A 22328-nucleotide genomic window follows, 5' to 3' on the forward strand; every position below is an offset into this window, starting at 1 on the left:
ACGAACGGGATGGTGACGTCTCCGACGCTAGGGAACCGGGCGGCGTCGGCGGTGGAGGGAACCGGGGCGTGGGGACGGGCCCGGCACACCGGCCCGCTGTGGAGTGCAGGCGGGTATTCCGGCCGACCGCCACCAGCCGTCCACAGCCCCGCCCCTCCGGGTCCCGTGGCCCCCCGGGAGTGCGGCAGACTGGGCCCATGAGCACCGAGCCGAACCCCGGACCGAACGCCGGACCGAACAACGCCCCGGGCACTGAACCGAGCGGCGACTCGAGCCCCGTCCCCGCCCCGCGGCGCACCGAGTTCGACCCCGCGGCCCTGGGTGACCGGGAGACGACCCTGCTGGTGAAGTCGATCCTCATCCCGCGGCCGATCGCCTGGGTCGGGTCGCTGTCCGCCGACGGCATCCCCAACCTGGCCCCGCACTCGTTCTTCACGATGGCCTCGGAGCAGCCGCCCATCGTGCTGTTCTCCTCGACCACGCGCAAAGACTCGCTGAACAACATCGAGGCCACCGGCCAGTTCACGATCTCCCTGGTCTCCCGGGCCCAGTTCGAGCAGGCGAACCAGACCTCGGCTCCCTACGGCCCCGAGGTCAGCGAGTTCGAGGCGGCGGGCATCGGGCGGGAGGACTCCGTGGTGGTGGACCCGCCGCGGGTGGCCGGTTCCCCGGCGGTCATGGAGTGCACCCTGGACAGGGTGATCCCCGTGGGCGGGAACTTCCTGGTGCTGGGCAACGTCGTCCACGTCTCGGTGGACACGGACACGCTCAGCACGGATGCCCGGGGCCGCAGCCTGCCGCTGGCCGGCAGGCTGGACCCGCTGACCCGGTTGGGGCGCAACGAGTGGGGCACCCTGGGCGAGGTGCTCGCGATCGACCGGCCCAGGGCCGGCTGAGCCCGCCGCCCCTCCACGCGCACCCGCCCGGTGCTAGCGTGTCCGCGTGACCGCCTCGTCCTCCAGCCCCGCCCCGCACCCCTCCGATCCGGCTGCCAGGGCCGGGAACGACGCCGCCCCGTCCCGGCCCGCGGTACCCGGCACCGGCCCGGCCCGCCCCGTGGGCTTCGACCGCGAGAAGTACATCGAACTGCAGTCCCACCACATCCACGAGCGACGCCAGCAGATCGGCGGCAAGCTCTACCTGGAGATGGGCGGCAAGCTCTTCGACGACCTGCACGCCTCCCGCGTGCTGCCCGGTTTCACCCCGGACAACAAGATCGCGATGCTGGAGCGGCTGCGGGACGAGGTCGAGATCCTCATCTGCATCAACGCCAAAGACCTGCAGCGGCAGAAGGTCCGGGCCGACCTCGGCATCCCCTACGAGGACGACGTGCTGCGGCTGATCGACGTGTTCCGCGAGCGCGGATTCCTGGTGGAGCACGTGGTGATGACCCAGTTGGAGGAGTCGAACCACATCGCCCACGCGTTCCGGGAACGGCTCGAGCGCCTCGGCCTGAAGGTCGCCCGGCACGGCATCATCCCCGGGTATCCGCAGGACACCCGCCGGATCGTCTCCGAGCAGGGCTTCGGTGCCAACGAGTACTCCGAGACCTCGCGGGACCTGATCGTGGTCACCGCGCCGGGCCCGGGCTCCGGCAAGCTCGCCACGTGCCTGTCGCAGGTGTACCACGACCACGCCCGGGGCATCTCCTCGGGCTACGCCAAGTTCGAGACCTTCCCCATCTGGAACCTGCCGCTGGAACACCCCGTGAACCTGGCGTACGAGGCCGCCACGGCCGACCTGGACGACGTCAACCTGATCGACCCCTACCACCTGGCCGCCTACGGCGAGCAGGTCACCAGCTACAACCGGGACGTCGAGGTCTTCCCGCTGATGAAGACCCTGCTGGAGGAGCTCACCGGGGCCTCCCCCTACGCCTCCCCCACGGACATGGGCGTGAACCTGGCCGGGGAGTGCATCGTGGACGATGCCGTGTGCCGCGAGGCCTCCCGCCAGGAGGTCATCCGCCGCTACTACAAGGCCCTCGTGGACGAGCGGATCAACGACCTGGACGACACCGTCTCCCAGCGCGTGGCCATGGTGATGTCCAAGGCGGGGTGCAAGACCGAGGACCGGGCCGTCGTCGGGCCCGCCCTGGCCGTGGAGGAACGCACCGGCGAGCCCGCCTCGGCGATCGAGCTGGCCGACGGCACCATCATCACCGGCAAGACCTCCGACCTGCTGGGCTGCTCGGCGGCCATGCTGCTCAACGCGCTGAAGCACCTGGCCGGGATCGACGACGCGGTGCACCTGCTCTCCCCCCAGGCGATCGAGCCGATCCAGACGCTCAAGACCCAGCACCTGGGCTCGCGCAACCCGCGCCTGCACACGGACGAGGTGCTGATCGCGCTGTCCGTCTCCGCGGCCGATGACGACAACGCCCGGCGCGCGGTGGCCGAGCTGCGCAACCTCGCCGGCTGCAACGTGCACACCACCACGATCCTGGGCACCGTGGACGAGGACATCTTCCGCTCCCTCGGCGCGCTCGTCACCTCGGAACCGAGGTTCCAGCGCAAGGCGCTGTACCGCAAGCGGTAGGGCGGTCGCGGCCTGCGGACACGCATCAGGAGTGGGAATCGTCGGCACAAAGCACTCCTGTTCACCGACGAATCCCACTCCTGGTGTCGCCCGGCCGGGTTGCCCAGCCGGCGGGACTCAGCTCACCAGCTGGTGACCTTGGGAAGGGCCACGGACTTCAGGCCCTCGAGGCCGAACTCCAGGCCGTACCCGGACCTCTTCACCCCGCCGAAGGGCACCCGCGGGTCGATCGCGCCGTGCTTGTTGATCCACGTGGTGCCGGCCTGCAGCCGGGCGGCCACCGCACGGGCCGCCTCCAGGTCGGTGCCCCAGACCGAGGAGCCCAGCCCGACCTCCAGGGCGTTGGCCCAGTCGATGACCTCGTCCAGGTCCGAGTACTTCACGATCGGCAGCGCCGGGCCGAACTGCTCCTGGGCCACCAGGGGGTTGTCGTTGTCGATGTCCGCCACCAGCGTCGTGGGGTAGAAGTACCCGGCCTGGTCCGCCTCCGGGTCCCCGCCGGTCAGGATCCGCGCCCCGGACGCCCGGGCCTGGTCGACCAGCGAGGTGACGATGTCGAACTGGGCCTTGTTCTGCAGCGGGCCGAGCACGTTCTGCTCGTCCATGCCCACGCCCATCGGCATCTTCTGGGCCACGTCCACCAGCGCCTCGCACACCGCCTCGTACTGCGACTCGTGCACGTACAGGCGCTTGAGCGCCGCGCAGGTCTGGCCGGTGTTGATGAACGCCCCCCAGAACAGGCCCTCGGCGATCGCCTCGGGGTCGGCGTCGGGCAGCACGATCCCGGCGTCGTTGCCGCCGAGCTCCAGGGTCAGCCGCTTCAGGGTGTCCGCCGCCGAGCGCATGATCGCCTGGCCGGTGGAGGTCGATCCGGTGAACATCAGCTTGTCGATGTCCTGGTGCGCGGTCAGCGCCGCCCCGAGCTCACCGCCGCCGGGCACCACCTGCAGCACGCCCTCGGGCAGCACCTGGTTCAGCACCGCGGCCAGGCCCAGCACGGACAGCGGGGTGTACTCGCTGGGCTTGAGCACCACGGTGTTGCCCATCCGCAGCGACGGGGCGATCTGCCAGATCGAGATCATCATCGGCCAGTTCCACGGCCCGATCGCCCCGACCACGCCCACCGGTACGTACTCCAGCACCGCCGTGCCGGACTCGTCCTCCACCAGCACCTCGGGCTCGATCTCGAACCCGGCGTTGGCGCGCAGCCACCCGGCGCAGGCCCCGACCTCGAACCGGGCGTTGGGGCCGTTGAGCGGCTTGCCCTGCTCACGGGAGAGCAGCTCGGCCAGTGCCTCCGCGCAGGCCTCCACGGCGTCGGCGGCGCGGTTCAGGTACTCCGAGCGCTCGGCGTGGGACCTCGCCGCCCACTCCGGCTGGGCCTGGCGGGCGATCTCCACGGCGGCGTCCAGGTCCGCCTCGGCATGCTGCGGGGCGCGCCCGACGACGGCCCCGGTGGCCGGGTCCTTCATCGGGACCCCCTGCCCCTCGGGTGCGGAGATGGCGGACAGCAGGTTCTCGTAGGTCGTCAGGTCGGCGGCGGTGGTGGTCTCGGTGGTCATGGGAGGTCCTTTCCTCGGGAGTTCAGGGTCGGTATGCGATGGTGCGGTTCAGGCTGTCGCGGGGTCAGGTCAGTCCAGCTCACCGCCCTGCCCGATGCCGCGGTAGGTCGCCGGCCGCTCGGACCGCAGCCACCAGGCCCACAGGGTGCCGAAGAGGCCGGGCACCAGCACGATGGCCGGCAGCAGCCAGCTCAGGACCGTGACGCCCTCGGCGCCGATCAGGACGTTGAAGTTCACCACGATCAGCACGAAGAGGACGACGAGGCCGATCGCGGCCAGGCCCGGGGCGATGAGCCGGGTCCACACGGAGTACTCACCGGTCAGGCGCCGCAGGTACCCGACCACGGCCATCGAGGCCAGGGCCATCAGCAGCACCAGTCCGAAGGCGCCCATGTTGGTCAGCCAGGTGAACAGGGTCAGCACGGGGAACAGTGGGTCGTCGGAGCCGGCACCGGCCAGACCGAAGACGAGGATGACCACGAGGGCCAGCGCCGACTGGGTCAGGGAGCCGGCCACGGGCGCCCCGGAACGGGCACCGGTGTGCTCCAGCGCGCCGGGCAGGACGCGCTCGCGGCCGAGGGCGAAGAAGTACCGGGCCACGATGTTGTGGAAGGCCACGAGGGCCGCGAACAGGCTGGTGATGAACATCAGGTTGGCCAGCGTCACGAACCACTCCCCCGCGTGCTCGGCCAGGAACACGAACATCAGGTCCGGTCCGAACTCCTGGGAGCGGGCGATGACATTCGAGGCTCCCTCGCCCACCACCATCGCCCACGCGGAGAAGCCGTAGAACAGGGCGATGACCGAGATGGCGATCAGCGTGGCGATCCCGGCGGTGCGCTTGGGGTCCTTGACCTCCTCGTTGTAGATCGCCCCGGACTCGAAGCCCATGAAGGCGGCGATCGAGAACGCCAGGGCGGCGCCGACGCCGGAGGCGAACAGCTGGTCCGGGACCAGTCCGTCGGCGGTGACGCCCTCGGGAGCCGTGCCGAGGGCCAGCACGTCGTAGACGATGACCACGAGGAATTCGGCGGCCACCACGATGCCCAGGACCTTGGCGGAGAGGTCCACCCGGTTGACGCCCATCACGCCCACGACCACCCAGGCGGCCAGGGCGCACACCCACCACGGTAGCGAGATCCCGGCCGTGCCCTCCAGGAAGGAGGACAGGGCGAAGCCGAACAACCCGGCGATGCCGATCTGCATGCAGTTGTAGGCGACCACCGCCACCAGCGAGGCCCCCACGCCCACGGGCTTGCCCAGGCCCTTGGCGATGTAGGCGTAGAAGGCACCGGCGTTGTGCACGTGGCTGCTCATCGCGGCGTAACCGATGGAGAACAGCACCAGCACGACGCCGAGCACCAGGAAGGACAACGGGATCCCGACCAGCGAGGTGACCGCGAAGTTGCTGGGCACGCCGCCGGCCATGACCGTCAGCGGCGCCGAGGCGGCGATGATCATGAAGACCAGCGCCGGGATGCCGATCCGGCGGGCGCCGAGGCGGCCGTCGTCGGCCGGCTGCGTCTCGGGACCGGGGTGCACGGAGTCCCCGTGCTTCCGGGTGGTGGTGGACTGGGACATGTCGTCTCCTGGGGTCATCCGGGGGGATCCGGAACGGGTGCCGGGGCTGATGAGACATCAGCGAGGATGGTCACCCAGCATGCCGTGCCGCACGCGCCGGGTCTTGGCCGTGGGGGCAGGACACTTGACGATTCGTGCACGGCGCGGCCGTGGTGAGGGTCCCGACGGCGGCCCGGCCGCGGGCGCGACAGGCACCGGTCGCGGGCTTGGCCGTCACCGGCTGCGGGCCGGACGGCACTGGTTGCGGTCGTCAGGGTCGACTCCGGCCGGTTCAGAGGTGGTCGCGGCGGTACTGGGCCGGGGACTGGCCGAACTCGGCGCGGAACACCCGCGAGAAGTGCGCCGGGTCCGCGAGGCCCCAGCGGGCGCCGACGGCTGCCACGGGCACGTCCCGGTGCAGCGGGTCCTGCAGGTCCCGGCGGCACTGTTCCAGCCGCCGTTCCCTGATCCACCGGGCCACCGTGTGGTCGGTGGTGGCGAAGAGCTGATGCAGGGCCCGGGTGGAGATGTAGTGCGCCGCCGCGATCATGTCCGGTCCCAGGTCCGGGTTGGCCAGCTGGGACTCGATGAAGTGGTGGATCCGGCGCAGCAGTCGCGACTGCTGGGTGCTGTCCGCCTCCTGACGCGAGTAGAGCTCGTCCGCCATCACGGTGGCCAGCAGGTCCACGACGTTGAGGGCCAGCCGGTGACCGATCGGCCCGTCCAGGGTCGGCAGCATCGCACCGATCTGCGTGATGAAGGGGGCGACGGCCTGCCCGAGCCGGTGGCCGGCGCCCATCGTGGTCGCCGTGAGCTCCCGGACGTCATCGGTGGACAGGCCGGCGAGCTGGCGGGGGAACATCAGCACGAGGGTCGAGAACTCCTCGTCGAACGACAGCGAGTAGGGACGCTCGGTGTCGTAGATCGCCAGGTCCCCCGGCTGCAGCAGGGTCTCGCGCCCGTCCTGGACCAGAAGCCCGTGACCGCTGACCTGTAGGTTGAGCTTGTAGTACCCCGGCCCGGCCTGGCCGATCAGGTCCGGAGTGCGGAGTACGGCATGGGACCCGGCCTGGACGCGCATGATCGCCAGTTCCCGCAGGTGCCTGCCGGCGAGGTGCCCCGTGAACGGGCCCGGGCGCACCTGTTCGGCGGCGAGCGGCACGAACGACTCGGAGACGAGCCGGCGCCACTGGACGAAGTCCGAGGCGGTGTCCTGCTGGTACATGGTGATCCTCCTGGAGAGACGAGCGGGGCACCCGGGCGGGCCGGGGCCGGCTCCGGTGGCTGACCACGCCATCGGGGGTGTGGCGCAGGTCACCGTGAGGACCACTGTAGGCGGCAGGACGGCGCCCGTCACGGTTTTCTCTCCACTGGGAGGAAAACCTCAGGCGCCGGTGCACCCGGGGCGCTGCGGTGACAACCGGAGATCAGTGCCGGGCGCGTGGAGTCAGCGCCGGGCGCGTGGAGTCAGCGCCGGGCGCGTGGGGTCAGCGCCGCGCGCGCAACCGCTCCAGCTGGGCCGCCAGTTGCCGCTCGAGGTCGGCGGGCGCGGTCGCCGACCGGTCGATGACGGCGGAGATCTGGCTACCGAGGAGGAAGTTCAGCAGCACGTCGCCGACCCCGGGGATGTCCACGCCCGGCTCCAGCTCGCCGGTTGCGCGCGCCTGCTCCATCCAGCCGGTCATGGACCGCCGCCACTGCGCCATCGAGGCGTTGTTGAGGTCCGCTCCGCGCGGATCGTGGGCGGCCTCCTGCCAGAAGGAGATCACCACGCGGGCCTCGTCCAGCCGCTCGGCGTCCAGGGGCAGCACCTCGCGACAGAAGGCCTCCAGCGCCGCCAGCCCGCCCAGGTCGCGGGTCGCCACCTCGACGCGACGGTTCGTCCGGTCGAAGACGAAGGCGTAGGTCGCCTCGATCAGCTCGCCCTTGGTGGGGAAGTAGGGCTTGAGGGCGCCGTTGGCGAAACCGGCCTCGGCCGCGATCTGGCGCATGGTGGCCCCGGAGAGGCCATGCCGGGCGATGATCCGCCACGTGGCCTCGACCAGCTCCTGCCGGCGCTGCCCGTGGTCTACCACCTTCGGCATCGCCATCCCCCTCTCCCGCGCCCCGCAGCGCGCCGCGGGACCGGCCCGCCGTCGTCGGGATCATTGTGCCACCGCGCCGCTCCCGCCCGGGGCGCGATCTCGGCGACGACACACCCCTTGCCCTCGGGGCCATCCCGAGCTTATTCTCTACAACTGTAGATGGAAACGTGACGCACTTCACTGTGACGTCGACCCCAGGCTCTCCTCCCCGAAAGGTCCGGACATGACCACCACCAATTCCGGTACTCGCGACGACACCGTGCTCTCCGCGGACTCCGCCCCCGGCGCCTACGCCCTGCAGACGCCCGAGGAGATCGCGATCGTGCGCGAGGTCCTCGCCGAGGCCGGGCTCTTCTCCGAGTCCATGCGCATGGGGTACCTCGGCCTCCTCGACCCGGCCCGCGGCACTCCCGCCGACGCCCCGGTCGACCGCCGCTTCCGCGTCTTCCTGCTGAACACCGAGCACGGCCGCTCCCACGACGTCGTCGTCTCCGCCACGCACCGCCGGGTGGAGTCGGACACGGTGCTGGACACCGAGGCCAGTGGCGAGCTGCCCGTGCTGGAGGAGGAGTTCGAGGTCGTGGAGTCGGTGCTCGCCGAGGACCCGCGGTGGCTCGAGGCGCTGGACAAGCGCGGGATCCCGGTCGAGGAGGTCCGCGTGGCCCCGCTGTCCGCCGGCGTGTTCGAGTACCCGGAGGAGAGGGGCCGGCGCATCCTGCGCGGGCTGGCCTTCCACCAGCAGCACGAGACCGATTCCGCCTGGGCCCACCCGATCGACGGCCTGGTCGCCTACGTGGACGTGGCCGCCCGGAGCGTCGACCAGGTGATCGACCTCGGCGTGATGCCGGTGCCGGCCGAGCACGGAAACTACACCGACCCGGAGCTGACCGGTCCGATCCGCACCACCCAGAAGCCGATCGAGATCACCCAGCCCGAGGGCCCGTCCTTCACCGTGACCGGGGGCAACCACGTGGAGTGGGAGAAGTGGTCCCTGGACGTCGGCTTCGACATGCGCGAGGGCCTGGTGCTGCACAACATCTCCTTCCAGGACGGCGAGCGCACCCGCCGGATCCTGGACCGGGCCGTGATCGCGGAGATGGTGGTGCCCTACGGCGATCCCTCCCCCGTGCGGTCCTGGCAGAACTACTTCGACACCGGCGAGTACCTCGTGGGCCAGTGGGCCAACTCGCTGGAGCTGGGCTGCGACTGCCTGGGCGACATCACCTACCTCTCCCCCTGGGTCGTCAACAACGTGGGTGAGCCGCGGCAGGTGAAGAACGGCATCTGCATGCACGAGGAGGACTGGTCCATCCTGTCCAAGCACACCGACCTGTGGTCCGGGATCGCCTACACGCGGCGCAACCGGCGCCTGGTGATCTCGTTCTTCACCACGGTCGGCAACTACGACTACGGCTTCTACTGGTACCTCTACCTGGACGGCACCATCGAGTTCGAGGCCAAGGCCACCGGCATCGTCTTCACCTCCGCGGTGCCGGACGGGCCCACCGACTTCGCCTCGGAGATGGCCCCTGGTCTCGGTGCCCCCTTCCACCAGCACCTGTTCTCCGCCCGCCTCGACTTCGCCCTCGACGGCGGCGCCTGCCGGGTCGAGGAGGAGGACGCGGTGCGCCTGCCGATCTCGGAGGACAACCCCCGCGGCAACGCCTTCACCCGCAAGCGCACCGTGCTGGCGACCGAGCAGCAGGCCCAGCGGGACGCCGACCAGTCCGTGGGCCGCACCTGGGTGGTCTCCAGCACCGAGTCCACCAACCGGCTCGGCCAGCCGGTGGCGTACAAGCTGCACCCCGAGGGGACGCCCACGCTGCTGGCGGCGGAGGGGTCCTCCATCCACCGCCGGGCCACCTTCGCCTCCAAGGCCCTGTGGGTCTCCCCGTACCACCAGGACGAGCGCTACCCCACCGGTGACTTCCCGAACCAGCACGCTGGCGACGGCGGCCTGCCGGACTGGACGCAGGCCGACCGGACCGTGGACGGCGAGGAGCTGGTCGTGTGGCACACCTTCGGGCTGACCCACTTCCCGCGCCCGGAGGACTGGCCGATCATGCCCGTGGACCACGTCGGTTTCCGTCTGCGGCCCGAGGGGTTCTTCGACCGCTCCCCCGTCCTGGACGTCCCTGCTCCTCGATCCGGCCACTGCTGCACCCCGGGTGAGGGCGGCACCGAGGCCCCGGCCGGAGAAGGTCATGGCTGCTGTAGCGGCCACTGAGACCACCGCATCCGGCCGGGCCGGCGGACCGGGGCGGCGGCACCGCACTCCCGCGATGCCGCACCGAAGGGTCCATACACCGGGTCCCGCCGGGGTCGCCCTGCCGCCGGGCGCGGACCGGACCGGTGTCCCCTCGCGCCTGGCGGGGCCGGTGACCCTGGCGGGCCCGGCCACCCTGGTGGCGGCCGGCCTGGCCGCGGCCTCCGTGCCGCTGCACGGCTGGATGCTGGTGGCCCACTCCCACGGCGTGGTCCTGTCCCTGCTGATGGGCGCCATGGCCCTGTGGTGCCTGTGGTGCGCGGTCGGCGCGGTCCGCCGGGGTGACACCCGGACGGCGGGCACGGCCTGTCACCGGATCCGGGCGCTGCGGCACCTCTGGGTGATGGCCGGGGTGATGGCCCTGCTGCACGTGGTGCTGCTGACCGGGGCGCTCGGTGGCGGCCACCACGGAGCCCACGGAGCGGGCGCCGGCACCGCGACGCCCGCCACGACGGGTTTCACGGCGACGGCGGTCGTCGAGCCTGGGGCCGGCGCGGGAACGTCGCTCATGCTGGCCATCGTCGCCCTGGAGGTCGCGGTCTGCTTCGCCTGCGCCCTGGCCCTGCGGACCCGCCGCCCGGGCGGCCCCCGTCCCGGCACCGCCGCAACCCGGCCGTGAGCCGACAGTGGCCCGAGCGTGACCCGCTGAGCGTCACCCGAGAGTCACCCGCCGACCGTCACCTCACCTGCTGACTCCATGAACCACACGATGAAGGGAACGCACATGTCCTCACCCTCACCCTCCCCCTTCCCCTCCCCCTCCGGCGATTCGACGCCGGGTGGCGCGCCCGCCCGGGAACCGGCCGGGCCGGCGTCGGGCTCCGACGGACCGCTGGTGCTGACCGGATCCCGCATCTTCACCGCCGACCGCGACCACCCCTGGGTGGAGGCCCTGGCCGTGGCCGGGGGGCGCATCCTCGTGGCCGGCTCGCTGGCCGAGGCCCGGCAAGCGGCGGGACCGGACGCCGAACTCGTCGACCTGCAGGGCGCGCTCGTGATGCCGGGCTTCTGCGACGTGCACATCCACCTCGGCCTCGGCGGCCGCCAGCTCGCCTGGGAACTGCCGGTGCTTCCGACGGACACCGTCGAGGGGATCCTCGCCAAGGTGCGGGAGTGGAGCACCGCCCTGCAGCCGGACGACTGGGTCGTCGGTGGGATCGTGGGGTCCACCGTGATGGACACCCTCACCGACGTCGGGATGCTGGCGGCCCTGGACGAGGCCTCGGGCGGGCGCCCGGTGATGCTGCGGGACGACTCCATGCACAACCGGTGGGTGAACTCGCGGGCCTTGGAGCTGATGGGGGTCGGCCCGGACACGCCCGATCCCCAGGACGGCACCTATGTCCGTGACCACGAGGGCCGGCTGACCGGTGTGCTGTGGGAGATGGCCTCCCAGGTGGCCGAGGCGACGGTGGCCGACAGCATCCAGGACCTGGACGCCTACCTCCGCCGCGCCCTGCAGGAGGGCCTGCGCGCGGCGCACTCCTTCGGCATCACCTCGGTGCAGGAGGCGGCCACGATGGAACCCACCCTCCGGGCGCTGCACCAGATGGACACCGCAGGTGAACTGACCGCGTGGGTGGTGGCCTCCATGCCGGCCCAGCAGTTCCTGGAACCCGGAGCCGTGGGACCGGAGCTGTTCGAGGCCGCCGAGCAGTACCGCAGCACCCACGTCCGTCCCGACTTCGCCAAGTACGTCCTGGACGGGGTCCCGATGACCCGCACCTCGGCCATGCTGGGCCCCTACCGCTGCTGCGCCGACCATCACTCCCCCGAGGACCGCGGGCACCTGATCTGGGATCCCGAGGAGCTCCGCGCTTCGCTGGCGGACACCGTCGGGCGGGGCCTCAGCGCCAAGCTGCACGCCACCGGCGACGCCGCCGTGCGGATCGTCCTCGACGCCGTGGAGCACGTCCGCCGCACCCACGGCGGGCAGCCGCGGTTCCACGTGGCGCACGCCGAGTACATCGCGCACGAGGACCTGCCCCGGTTCGCCGAGCTGGACGTCGTGGCGGACGCGTCCCCCTACATCTGGTACCCCTCGGTCATCCAGTCCTCCATCTCCCAGCAGGTCAGCGAGGAGGTGTTCGAGCAGAGCTGGCCGATGCGGGATCTCGTGGATTCCGGGGCCGTGGTGGCGGCCGGTTCGGACTGGCCGTGCGCCCTGCCCAGCCCGGACCCCTGGGTGGGGCTGCAGACCATGGTCACGCGCCGCAGCCCGGACGGGTCCATGCCCGGTGCCCTGAACGCCGACCAGGCCCTGACCGTGGAGGAGGCCGTGGCCGCGTTCACCCGGGAACCGGCCCGTGCCATGGGCCTGGGTGACGTGACGGGCAGGCTCGCCCGGGGCCTGGCGGCCGACTTCATCGTGGTGGACCAGGACGTGTTCACGGTGGATCCGGAGGACATCCACCGGACCCGGGTGCTGCAGACCTGGTTCGCGGGGCGTCCCGTCCACACCGCCGCGCAGGACGAGGAGCCCGTCGCGGCCGGCGCACCCCGCGACTGAGACTCACCGGATCCGGCCCGGTGGCTGGTCCTGTCCCTGTGGGTGGCGCCGGGAGGGACGATTCCAGCCACCGGACGACGGCGGCGCCGCACCTGCGTAGGTGCGGCGGCGCCGCACCTGCGTAGGTGCGGCGCCGCCGTCGTGGGTGGGCCAAGGGGGTAACCCGGGAGTGCCGGTTCAGAACGGGGTGACGCCGGTGATCGCCGCGGCGGCCTTCTCCCCGATCAGCACGGAGGGGGCGTTGGTGTTGCCGGTCGTCACCCGGGGCATGATCGAGGCGTCCGCCACCCGCAGCCCCCGCAGGCCGTGCACCCGGAAGGTCTCGGGATCCACCACGGACTGTGCCCCGGTGCCCATCGCGCACGTGCCGACCTGGTGGTGGTAGGTCGTGGTGGTGTTGCGGATGTACGCGATCAGCTCATCGTCCGAGTCACCCACGGCCGGGCCGGGGAAGACCTCCTGCGCGCCGAGCTCCTGCAGGGCGGGCCGGGCCGCGATGGACCGGCACTGGCGCAGCGAGAACAGCATCGCTTCCAGGTCCTCGGGTGCGGTGTACGCGCCCAGGTCGATGCGCACCGGGTCCTCCGCCTCGGGCCCGGACAGCGTCAGGCTGCCCCGGGAGGCCGGCCGCACGATCCCCGCCAGCAGGGAGAACCCCTCCTCGGGCCCCTCCATGAGCTCGCCGGCGGTGTTGGTGTACATGGGCACCGAGAAGAAGATCGGCTGGGTGTCCGGCACGTCCATCACCGGTGAGGACTTGGCCCAGTAGTGCACCTGGGCCACCGCCACCTCGGGCGCCGGCTGGGGCTGTTCGGTGGTGCAGACCACCGGCACCAGCAGGTGGTCGTGCAGGTTGCGCCCGACGCCGGGCAGGTCCAGCACCACGTCCACGCCCACCTCGCGCAGGTGCTCGGCGGGGCCCACGCCGGAGCGCAGGAGCAGTTCCGGCGAGCCGATCACCCCGCCGGTGAGGACCACCTCCCCCGCCTCGACCGTGAACCGCTCCTGCCCGCGCGCGAACTCCGCACCCGTCACCGCGCCGTCCTGGATGAGCAGTCGCCGGGCGTGAGCGCCCGTGACGAGGGTGAGCCTCGGATGGTCGGCGATCGGCTTGAGGTAGGCCCGCCAGGTGTTGAAGCGCTTGTGGTCCCGCAGGTTCAGCTGCATCCACCCCACGCCCTCCACCGAGCCGGCGTTGTAGTCGGCGTTCCGGGGCACGCCCTCCTGGACGGTGGCGTCGTGCATGGCCTGCTGGACGGGGTGGCGCGGGTAGTCCGTGGTGACGTCCAGCGGGCCGTCCTGGCCGCGGACCCCGGGCTCGCCGTCCGCGTAGGCCTCGATGGCCCGGAAGTACGGGAGCACCTCGTCCCAGGACCAGCCGGTGCAGCCGTCCTGGGCCCAGCCGTCGAAGTCGGCCCGGTCGCCCCGGACCCAGATGGTCGCGTTCAGGGCGTGCGAACCGCCGAGCACCTTGCCCCGGGGGAGGTGGACGCGGCGATCGTTGAGTTCGGGCTGGGGCTCGGTGAAGTAGTTCCAGTCCACGTCCGAGCCCCACAGGTAGCCCAGCCGGGAGACGTCGTCGATGTCCGGGTTGATGTCGTGGTCTCCCGCCTCCGCGAGGGTGACCGTGTGCCCGGCGTCCAGGAGCCGGCGGGCGATGACGCAACCGGCGGAACCGGCTCCGATCACCAGGAAGTCAGTGGGTTCTGTGGGGGTGGTCTCGGGCATCGAGGCGCTCCGTTCCGGGTCGGTCAGTGCTCTTGGCCGTGCCCCGGGCAGGCCACTGCGGCACCGCCCGGGACACGGTGATAGGCGTCACCGTAGGCAGGCCCGGGGCCACGTCGATTGCCTTTCCGCGCGTAGTCCATGACGATCCGCGCACGAACGACGCCGCCGTCGGAGGGGATGACGCCGGGGGCCGGAAGGCCTCGGACGCATCAGGTGTGGGATTCGTCGGCCAAGGATGCCCTCATGGCCGACGAATCCCACTCCTGATGTCAGGCGGCGGGGTTCAGGGACGATCCCCCGCGGCCGGTCCGGCCATTCAGAGGCGCTTGACGCCGATGGTGTGGGCGGTGGTGAACTCCTCGATGGCCCATTCACCGTTGAACCGGCCCAGCCCGGAGTTGCGCTCGCCGCCGAAGGCCACGTGGGCCTCGTCCTGGACGGTCATCTCGTTGACGAACGTCATCCCGGCCTTGACCCGCTGGGCGAACCGCACCCCGCGGTCCAGGTCCTGGGTGAACACCGCCGAGGACAACCCGTAGACGTGGTCATTGGCCAGCTGAAGGGCGTGGTCCTCGTCCTCGGCCTTGAGCACCGCGACCATGGGGCCGAAGATCTCCTCGCGGGCGATCTCCATCTCCGGGCTCACGTCGGTGAACACGTGCGGGGGCACGACGCGGCCGGTGATCTCGCCCTCGACCGCGACCGTCGCCCCCGCCGCACGGGCCCCGTCGATCTTCTTCTTGAGTCCCTCGAGCTGGGAGTCGTTGACCACCGGGCCGACCAGGGTGCCCTCGGCGGCCGGGTCCCCGAACTTCACCGACTGGGCCGCGGCGGTGAACTTGGCCACGAACTCGTCATAGACCGGGGCCTGGACGATGATCCGGTTCACGGACATGCAGATCTGGCCCGAGTGCAGGAAAGTACCAGGAATGGCCTGGCCGACGGCGGCGTCCAGGTCCGCGTCGTCCAGCACCACCAGCGGGGCGTTGCCACCCAGTTCCAGGGAGACCTTCTTCAGGTGCTCCCCACTGGTGGCCACGGTGCCCACGTTCTGGCCCACCGGGGTGGACCCGGTGAAGGAGATCAACCGCGGCACCGGGTGCGCCACGAACGCGTCCCCGATCTCCGAACCGGCACCCACCACCACCGAGAGCACTCCGGCCGGCAGCCCGGCCTCCTCGAAGACCCTGGCCAGCAGCAACCCGCCGGTCACCGGGGTGTCCGAGGCCGGCTTGATCACCACGGCGTTGCCCACCGCCAGGGCCGGGGCCACCGAGCGCTGGGACAGGTGCAGCGGGAAGTTCCACGGGCTGATCACCCCCACCACCCCCACGGGCTTGCGGTAGACCCGCATCTCCCGGTCCGGGGTGTTCGAGGGATGAATGGTCCCGTGCACCCGGGTCGGGAACGAGGCGGACTCGGCCGTGATGCCCGCGGCCAGGGACACCTCGATGTTGGCCTTGAGCATGGTCGCCCCGCCCTCGGCGACCAGCCAGGACACGATCTCCTCGCGGCGCTCCTCCAGGATCTCCCCGGCCCGGCGGATGATCCTGGCCCGCTCGCCCGGGGCCATCGCGGCCCAGCCGGGCTGGGCGGCCTCGGCCGCACGGTAGGCCTCGTCCAGGTCCTCTCCCGAGGCCTGCCGGATCCGCGCCACCACCTGGTCGTTGAACGGGTTGGTGTCCGTGTTCACCTTCTCCGAATGCCCCGCCCGCCACTCACCGGCGATGAACTGGGTGTCCACCGGCTGCCCGGCGAACGTGGCGGTCGTGGTCTCTGCAGTCACAGTCATGAAACTCTCTCCTTCGAGGAAACGCCGACGCCGGGGGAAGACGCCGTGATTGATGGTCTATCAGAGAACGCTGGCGGGAACCTGCATATCGACGACCACCACTCAGTCCCCGGCCAGGTAGTCCAACACGGCCCGCGCCACCCCCTCGGGGTTCTCGAGCGCGAGATCGTGGCCGGCGCCGGCGATCGTGCCCAGCCGGGCGTCCCCGAGGCGCCGCGCCATCTCCCCGGACAGTTCCGGTGACAGCTCGAGGCTGTGCTCACCGCGCAGCAGCAGCACCGGGCAGGAGATCGCGTCGATGGCGTCCCACAGCACGGCCGGGTCCACGCTGTCGAGCGAGCCGACCAGCCCCCGGGCGTCGAAGCGCCAGCGGTACCGGCCGTCGTCGCCTCGCACCAGGCTCTGCTCGACCGACCGGCGGACGAGGTCGGGACGGGCCCGGGGACCACCGGAGCGCAGGGCGAGCGCCTCGGCCACGGTGCCGTGGGACGCGGCTCCGAGCTCCTGCAGGTACTCGCGCAACCAGGCCTGGAGCTGGCCGTCGGCGGTCTTCGGCGCGGTGTCGGCGATGACCAGCCTCCCGAACAGGTCGGGCCGCCGCGCCGCGGCCAGCAGGGCCACGGTGGCTCCCATCGAGTGCCCGATCACGACGGGGCGGTCCAGGCCGACCGCCTCCAGCCACGCGATCAGGTCCTCGGCCATGGTGGACCGTGCGTAGTCCCCGGCCCAGTCGCTCAGTCCGTGCCCGCGCTGGTCCAGCACCCAGACCTGGTGGGTCACCGCCAGTTCCGCCACGGCCGGGTCCCACTCCCGGGCATGGCCCAGGAGTCCGTGGAGCATCACGAGCGGAGTGCCGCCGGGGCGGCCGACCACGCGGTAGTGCAGCCTCAGCCCCCGCACCTCGGCCCAGCGCGACCCGTCCGGGAACTCGTCCACAGGCTCCGTCCCAGCCGTCCCGCTCCCAGCCGTGCGCCTCCACGGCCACCCGAACCTCGATCTCTTCGCCATGTCCACAGCATGGCCGATCCCACGCGTGAAGCAGTCAGCATGTCGGCGTCGCGGCGCGTGGGAGAATATGGGCCATGCCTGAGTCCTCCACGCCGCAGTCCGCCTCCGCCACCGGTTCCGCCGCGGGTTCGCCCGCAGCGTCGGCCGCCGCCCCCGCGTCGCAGGGCCCGACGCCGGCCCGCCAGTCCCTGGCCGACGCCGGCATCCCGCTGGGCCCGCTCGACGGACGGTACCGCGCCGCCGTCGCGCCGCTGGCGGACCACCTGTCCGAGGCCGCGCTGAACCGCAACCGCATCCACGTGGAGGTGGAGTGGTTCATCCACCTGGCCAACCGCCAGGTCCTGCCCGGACTGTCCCCGCTGACGCCGGAGCAGGAGGCGGGACTGCGGGCCGTCGTCACGGACTTCGGCCCCGAGGGCGTGGACGAGCTGGGCTCGATCGAGGCCAAGACCGTGCACGACGTCAAGGCCGTGGAGTACTACATCGGCCGCCGGCTCGAGGGCCTCAGGCTGGCCCATCTGACGCCGCTGGTGCACTTCGCCTGCACCTCCGAGGACATCAACAACCTCTCCTACGCCGTGGGCGTGCGCGACGCGGTGCTGGACGTCTGGCTCCCGGGTGCCCGCACCGCCGTCGGGACCATCCGCGAGCTGGCCGCGAGCGCGGCGGGCGTGCCCATGCTCTCCCGCACCCACGGCCAGCCGGCCACGCCCACCACGCTGGGCAAGGAGATGGCCGTGTTCGTGTTCCGGCTGGAGCGGCAGCTGCGGCGGATCGAGCAGCAGGAGTACCTGGGCAAGATCAACGGCGCCACCGGCACCTACGCCGCACACCTGGCCGCCGCGCCGGGCGCCGACTGGCAGGAGGTCTCCCGCACGTTCGTGGAGCACCTCGGACTGACCTGGAACCCGCTGACCACCCAGATCGAGTCGCACGACTGGCAGGCGGAACTGTACGCGGACGTCGCCCGGTTCAACCGGATCCTGCACGGGTTCTGCGTGGACGTGTGGAGCTACATCTCGATCGGCTACTTCGCCCAGATCCCGGTGGCCGGCGCCACCGGTTCCTCGACGATGCCGCACAAGGTCAACCCGATCCGCTTCGAGAACGCCGAGGCCAATCTCGAGCTCTCCAACGCGCTGCTGGACTCCCTGGGCGCGACCCTGGTGGAGTCCCGCTGGCAGCGCGACCTCACCGACTCCACCTCGCAGCGCAACATCGGGGTGGCCCTGGGCCACTCGGTGCTGGCCCTGTCCAACGTCACCAAGGGCATGAAGCAGCTCAAGGTCGCCGAGCAGGTGCTCGCCGGGGACCTGGACGAGAACTGGGAGGTGCTCGGCGAGGCCGTGCAGACCGTGATGCGCGCCCAGGCGATCGCCGGTGTCGAGGGCATGGACAACCCCTACGAGCGGCTCAAGGACCTCACCCGCGGCCAGCGGGTGGACGGGGCGCGGATGCGCGAGTTCGTGGCCGGCCTGGGCCTGGGGCCCGACGCCGAGGCCCGCCTGATGGCGCTCACCCCCGCCTCCTACACCGGGCTGGCCGAGGAGCTGGCGCAGGGCGTCTGAGCCCGCGCCGGGGACAGCGATGATCACGCTGACGCTGTGGCGGGCGGGCGTGGAACCGGAGATCCCGTCACCCTCGAACGAGCTGGACCCGCTGGTCGAGCAGCTGGAGTCCGCGCTGCCCACCCTGCTGCTGGTCCTGGACCTGCTCGGGGTGTTCTTCTTCGCGGTGTCCGGGTCCCTGCTGGCGGCCCGGCGCCACTTCGACATCATCGGGTCGGTGTTCCTGGCGTTCTTCGCCGGCCTGGGCGGCGGCGTGGTGCGGGACCTCATCATCAACGAGGGCGTGCCGAACTCCTTCTCCAACCCGCTCTACCTGCTCCCGCCGCTGCTCGCCGCGGGCCTGGTCTACGTCCGCTTCATCCGGCAGGACCGGATGCGCCGCGGCCTGCTGGTGTTCGACGCCGCCGGACTCGCCCTGTTCTGCGTCACCGGCACCCGGACCGCGCTGGCGGCCGGGATCACCCCGGTCATGGCGATCGTGCTGGGCGTGACCACCGCCGTGGTCGGTGGGTTGCTGCGCGACGTCACGGCCAACGAGGTGCCCGAGATCTTCAACCCGCGGGGTCTCTACGCGGTGCCTGCGCTGTTCGGGGCCGCGCTGACCGCGCTGCTGTGGTGGCTGCATTGGTTCAACTGGCTGTCGCTGGCCCTGATCATGGTCGCCGTGTTCGCCGTCCGGGTCGCGTCCCTGCGCCGCCGATGGAGTGCGCCCTATGCGGACCGGGGCATCAAGGCCGCCGACTGAGCCCCACCTCTATACCTATCGCCATAGTTATATTAGTGTCGGTTCCAGCAGTGTGATCGAGACCACCGTCGGGGCGCCACCATCGGGCCCGCCGACCCGAGAACCGCCGAGGAAATGCCATGAACGCCACCCCCGCCACCGGCCGCCAGACCGTCATGACCGAGCCCTCGCTGGAGATGACCGGCAAGGACAAGGACATCGAGTCCCTGCGCGATGCCGCCTCCGTCATCCCGCAGGGCACCCGCATCAACGTCACCTTCCTCGGCAACGAGGACCTGTCCATGCGCGTCAAGGCCTCCACCGCCGCCCGGGACCTCGGCTTCGTCCCGGTCCCCCACATCTCGGCCCGCCGGCTGACCTCGCAGACGGAGCTCGTCGAGTTCCTCACCGCGCTGCGGGAGCAGGTCGGCACCACCCACGCCTTCGCCGTCGGCGGGGACCCGTCCGAGCCGATGGGGCCGTACGCCTCCTCGCTCGAGGTCATCGAGTCCGGCCTGTTCAAGGAGCACGGGTTCACGGACATCTCGATCGCCGGCTACCCCGAGGGCCACCCGGACATCACCGACGCCCAGCTCTGGGACGCCCTCGAGCGCAAGAACGCCTCCCTGCAGGAGCAGGGCCTCAACGGCACGATCCTCACCCAGTTCGGCTTCGACGTGGACCCGATCGTGCACTGGATCGAGGAGGTCCGCCGCCGCGGCATCCAGCTGCCGATCCGCGTGGGCGTGCCCGGCCCCGCCGGCATCAAGCGCCTGCTGACCTACGCCAGCCGCTTCGGCGTCTCCACCTCCGCCGGCATCGCCAAGAAGTACGGCTTCTCCCTGACCAACCTGCTCGGCACCGCCGGTCCCGACAAGCTGATCTCCGCCCTGGACGCGGCCATGACCGAGGACCACGGCGACGTGAAGCTGCACTTCTACACCTTCGGTGGCATGCGCGCGACCGCCGAGTGGATCGAGGAGTACCAGCGCAAGCACTGACCCCCTCCCCATCGCCGCCAAACCGCGCTGCCGTCGTCGGGATCCCGGCGGCGGCAGCCCTGCGTGGCGAGGGACTTCGGCAGCGCTGTGTGGCGGGGGGGTGCGGGGCCAGGGGTCGCAGCCACTCCGTGAGGACTGCGGTGGCGGCCGCGAGGACACAGACACGCGCGGTCGCCTCCGTAGAGTGGAGGACATGAGTCGTCCCCGGCCTGCGCGCGCCCTGTCCGCCCCGACGGCGGCACTCGCCCTCGCGGCCCTGCTCACCGGGTGCGGCGGTCCGGGAGCCACGGAGGAGGTGGTCGGGACGTCCACCCCGACGCCCGCCGTCTCCGCGGTGGAGACGAGCATCTTCGAACTGTCCCCGGGCCAGTGCTACGACCGGCCGACCGCGGACGGCCTCTACGCGGTCGCGGTGGTGCCCTGCACCGTGGCCCATGACCTCGAGGCCTACGCCCTGTTCCAGCTCGACGAGCCGTCCTGGCCGGGCGACGAGCGGGTGCACGGGCTTGCCGACGCCGGCTGCCGCGCGGAGTTCACCGCCTTCACGGGCACGGCCCCGGAGGACTCCGATCTCGGGTACACCATGTACACCCCGTCCTCGGGGTCCTGGTCCGAGGGCGACCGCCAGGTGCTGTGCGCCCTCCAGCTCAACAGCGGTGGCCGGTTGATCGGCTCCCAGGCCGGTGACAACGCTCGAGGCTGAGGCCCAAACGCCCCGCGTCACGGGCAGCGGTCATCACGTGCGCCAATCATCACGACCGCTAATAATCCCAGGCGCTAATCATCCTCGGATGGACGAATCAGGCCGGGAGGACCTCGGGAGATGTCCATTCTGGCCTGACATTTCGGTAGCCCATCACCTGACATTCCGGTCACCTCCGCCGAGGCACACCCGCTCGCCGCAACTTCGCCTCCAGTCTGGCCGGGTTGCGCAGGTCTTCCGCCAACCACCGCACCATGCGCAGCCCCCGGTCGCAGATGGCATCCTCACGGCGCCTCTCTTCGGCGATGACCTGCTCCGCGGAGAGCCCGGAGTAACTGCGCCGGCCCAGATACTTCGCCAGGCCGTCGAACTCCCCCACCGTGCCGGCGCCCTCCCACCAGAAGTCCGTGATGCCCAGCAGCGCGCCGTTCTCGTCGTGCACCCGATGCTGCATGTCCGGCAGGGCGAATCCGAGGTCGCGGATCACCACTCGGCTGACGGATTCTCCCGGCGACTCGGTCTCACCCGTGGCGAATCGTGCGCGAGTCAACATCCGCTCCCTCGCGGCCGCCGAGGTGCAGAGCTCCTGCAGGCCCAGGATTTCCTCCCTGGACCAGGGCGTCGGCGTGGACGCCCTCGTGTTCTTGAGTCCGGCAGGCCGGCCGGCCAGGAGGGCGTCCAGCACCGTGGCGGCCTCCGCGGGGTCCATGCGGGGGACGGTGTCGGCCAGCGCCCGGTCCAGGGACTCGACCCGGAGGGAGACTCCGGCCAGCACCAGCTTCTCGGAGGGTGTGCCACCCCGGTCCACGTCCCGGAGTGATCGCCACGCCTGCGGCCACATCCGGTGCCGCTCCGCGAACGGCGCGTGCTGGGCGCCGGGCATGCGAGCCGGCCTCCTGGCTCCCGTCGATCCGGCGCGGGCCGTCCGGACACTGACCTCTCGCGGTAACGACCACAGGCTGATCCCGTGGAGGGCCAGCGCCGTCTCCCGGCAGAACACCGCGTCACCCGCCCGCCGGGAGGCGGCGATGGCGAGCACGGTGGCCATGTACCGGCTCATCGGAAAGGCGTCGTTCCATCCCGCGCGCTCGGCGTAGGCACCCGGACGGATCCGGATGAGGTCACCACGCTCCACGGCCCTCGACAGTCGTCGGGGGTCCTGCGCAGAGGCGCCCGATGGGTCCGCCAGGATCATCGGGATGGTCCAGGCGCGCAGGGTTCCGTCCGCCTGCATGAGCACGGGATGGTGCGCGTAGAGTCCTGGCACACCTGCACGGGATGGGGA

Annotated in this window: 17 protein-coding genes; 9 read left to right on the top strand and 8 right to left on the bottom strand. The window is 71.4% G+C overall.

The window, feature by feature from the left end:
* Positions 1–197: 197 nt before the first annotated feature.
* Both PLJ28_RS11310 and PLJ28_RS11315 read left to right on the top strand, forming a co-directional pair.
* A complete protein-coding gene (locus PLJ28_RS11310; RefSeq protein WP_298044162.1) occupies positions 198–896 on the top strand; it encodes a flavin reductase family protein in 699 nt (232 codons plus the stop codon).
* A 160-nt stretch (positions 897–1056) separates the two neighbouring features.
* Positions 1057–2538 carry a DUF1846 domain-containing protein gene (locus tag PLJ28_RS11315; protein WP_324590155.1) on the top strand — a complete coding sequence of 494 codons (1482 nt, stop codon included), beginning with the start codon at positions 1057–1059 and terminating at the stop codon, positions 2536–2538.
* Positions 2539–2660: 122 nt separating this feature from the next.
* Here PLJ28_RS11315 and PLJ28_RS11320 read toward each other — a convergent pair whose 3' ends face one another.
* The 4 genes from PLJ28_RS11320 to PLJ28_RS11335 all read right to left on the bottom strand — a co-directional run bounded on the left by PLJ28_RS11320 (position 2661) and on the right by PLJ28_RS11335 (position 7744).
* Positions 2661–4100, bottom strand: a complete 1440-nt coding sequence (locus PLJ28_RS11320; RefSeq protein ID WP_370577179.1) for an aldehyde dehydrogenase family protein — start codon at positions 4098–4100, stop codon at positions 2661–2663.
* 69 nt (positions 4101–4169) lie between these two features.
* Complete coding sequence (locus PLJ28_RS11325) at positions 4170–5681, bottom strand: APC family permease (protein WP_183529108.1); 1512 nt, start codon at positions 5679–5681, stop codon at positions 4170–4172.
* 271 nt (positions 5682–5952) lie between these two features.
* Positions 5953–6885 (bottom strand): AraC-like ligand-binding domain-containing protein, encoded by a 933-nt coding sequence (locus PLJ28_RS11330; RefSeq protein ID WP_183529110.1) that lies wholly within the window; start codon positions 6883–6885, stop codon positions 5953–5955.
* A gap of 262 nt (positions 6886–7147) precedes the next feature.
* Complete coding sequence (locus tag PLJ28_RS11335) at positions 7148–7744, bottom strand: TetR/AcrR family transcriptional regulator (protein ID WP_183529112.1); 597 nt, start codon at positions 7742–7744, stop codon at positions 7148–7150.
* Between the two features lie 223 nt (positions 7745–7967).
* Here PLJ28_RS11335 and PLJ28_RS11340 point away from each other — a divergent pair, with 223 nt between their 5' ends.
* The 3 genes from PLJ28_RS11340 (at position 7968) to PLJ28_RS11350 (ending at position 12519) form a co-directional block, all read left to right on the top strand.
* Positions 7968–9971: a primary-amine oxidase gene (locus tag PLJ28_RS11340; protein WP_298044161.1), complete on the top strand. Its 2004-nt coding sequence runs from the start codon at positions 7968–7970 to the stop codon at positions 9969–9971.
* 151 nt (positions 9972–10122) lie between these two features.
* Positions 10123–10629 (top strand): hypothetical protein, encoded by a 507-nt coding sequence (locus tag PLJ28_RS11345; RefSeq protein ID WP_324590149.1) that lies wholly within the window; start codon positions 10123–10125, stop codon positions 10627–10629.
* Between the two features lie 105 nt (positions 10630–10734).
* On the top strand, positions 10735–12519 hold the full coding sequence (locus tag PLJ28_RS11350; protein WP_298044160.1) for an amidohydrolase: 1785 nt from the start codon (positions 10735–10737) through the stop codon (positions 12517–12519).
* A gap of 177 nt (positions 12520–12696) precedes the next feature.
* Here PLJ28_RS11350 and PLJ28_RS11355 read toward each other — a convergent pair whose 3' ends face one another.
* The 3 genes from PLJ28_RS11355 to PLJ28_RS11365 form a co-directional block, all read right to left on the bottom strand.
* Positions 12697–14247, bottom strand: a complete 1551-nt coding sequence (locus PLJ28_RS11355; protein ID WP_324590150.1) for a GMC family oxidoreductase — start codon at positions 14245–14247, stop codon at positions 12697–12699.
* Positions 14248–14563: 316 nt separating this feature from the next.
* Positions 14564–16039, bottom strand: a complete 1476-nt coding sequence (locus PLJ28_RS11360; protein ID WP_183529122.1) for an aldehyde dehydrogenase family protein — start codon at positions 16037–16039, stop codon at positions 14564–14566.
* 102 nt (positions 16040–16141) lie between these two features.
* Complete coding sequence (locus tag PLJ28_RS11365; RefSeq protein WP_298044158.1) at positions 16142–16975, bottom strand: alpha/beta fold hydrolase; 834 nt, start codon at positions 16973–16975, stop codon at positions 16142–16144.
* A gap of 146 nt (positions 16976–17121) precedes the next feature.
* On the opposite strand from PLJ28_RS11365, the gene purB reads away from it, so the two are divergent.
* The 4 genes from purB (at position 17122) to PLJ28_RS11385 (ending at position 21043) form a co-directional block, all read left to right on the top strand.
* On the top strand, positions 17122–18615 hold the full coding sequence (purB, locus tag PLJ28_RS11370; RefSeq protein WP_298044157.1) for an adenylosuccinate lyase: 1494 nt from the start codon (positions 17122–17124) through the stop codon (positions 18613–18615).
* 19 nt (positions 18616–18634) lie between these two features.
* Positions 18635–19360 (top strand): trimeric intracellular cation channel family protein, encoded by a 726-nt coding sequence (locus PLJ28_RS11375; protein ID WP_255459705.1) that lies wholly within the window; start codon positions 18635–18637, stop codon positions 19358–19360.
* Between the two features lie 119 nt (positions 19361–19479).
* Positions 19480–20340 (top strand): methylenetetrahydrofolate reductase, encoded by an 861-nt coding sequence (locus PLJ28_RS11380; protein WP_183529126.1) that lies wholly within the window; start codon positions 19480–19482, stop codon positions 20338–20340.
* Positions 20341–20533: 193 nt separating this feature from the next.
* Positions 20534–21043 (top strand): septum formation family protein, encoded by a 510-nt coding sequence (locus PLJ28_RS11385; RefSeq protein WP_183529128.1) that lies wholly within the window; start codon positions 20534–20536, stop codon positions 21041–21043.
* Positions 21044–21212: 169 nt separating this feature from the next.
* Here the strand turns inward: PLJ28_RS11385 and PLJ28_RS11390 are convergent, their stop codons facing one another.
* A complete protein-coding gene (locus PLJ28_RS11390) occupies positions 21213–22310 on the bottom strand; it encodes a hypothetical protein (protein ID WP_298044156.1) in 1098 nt (365 codons plus the stop codon).
* Positions 22311–22328: the final 18 nt, after the last annotated feature.

Source organism: Citricoccus sp., assembly GCF_035445025.1.
Classification (GTDB): Bacteria; Actinomycetota; Actinomycetes; order Actinomycetales; family Micrococcaceae; genus Citricoccus.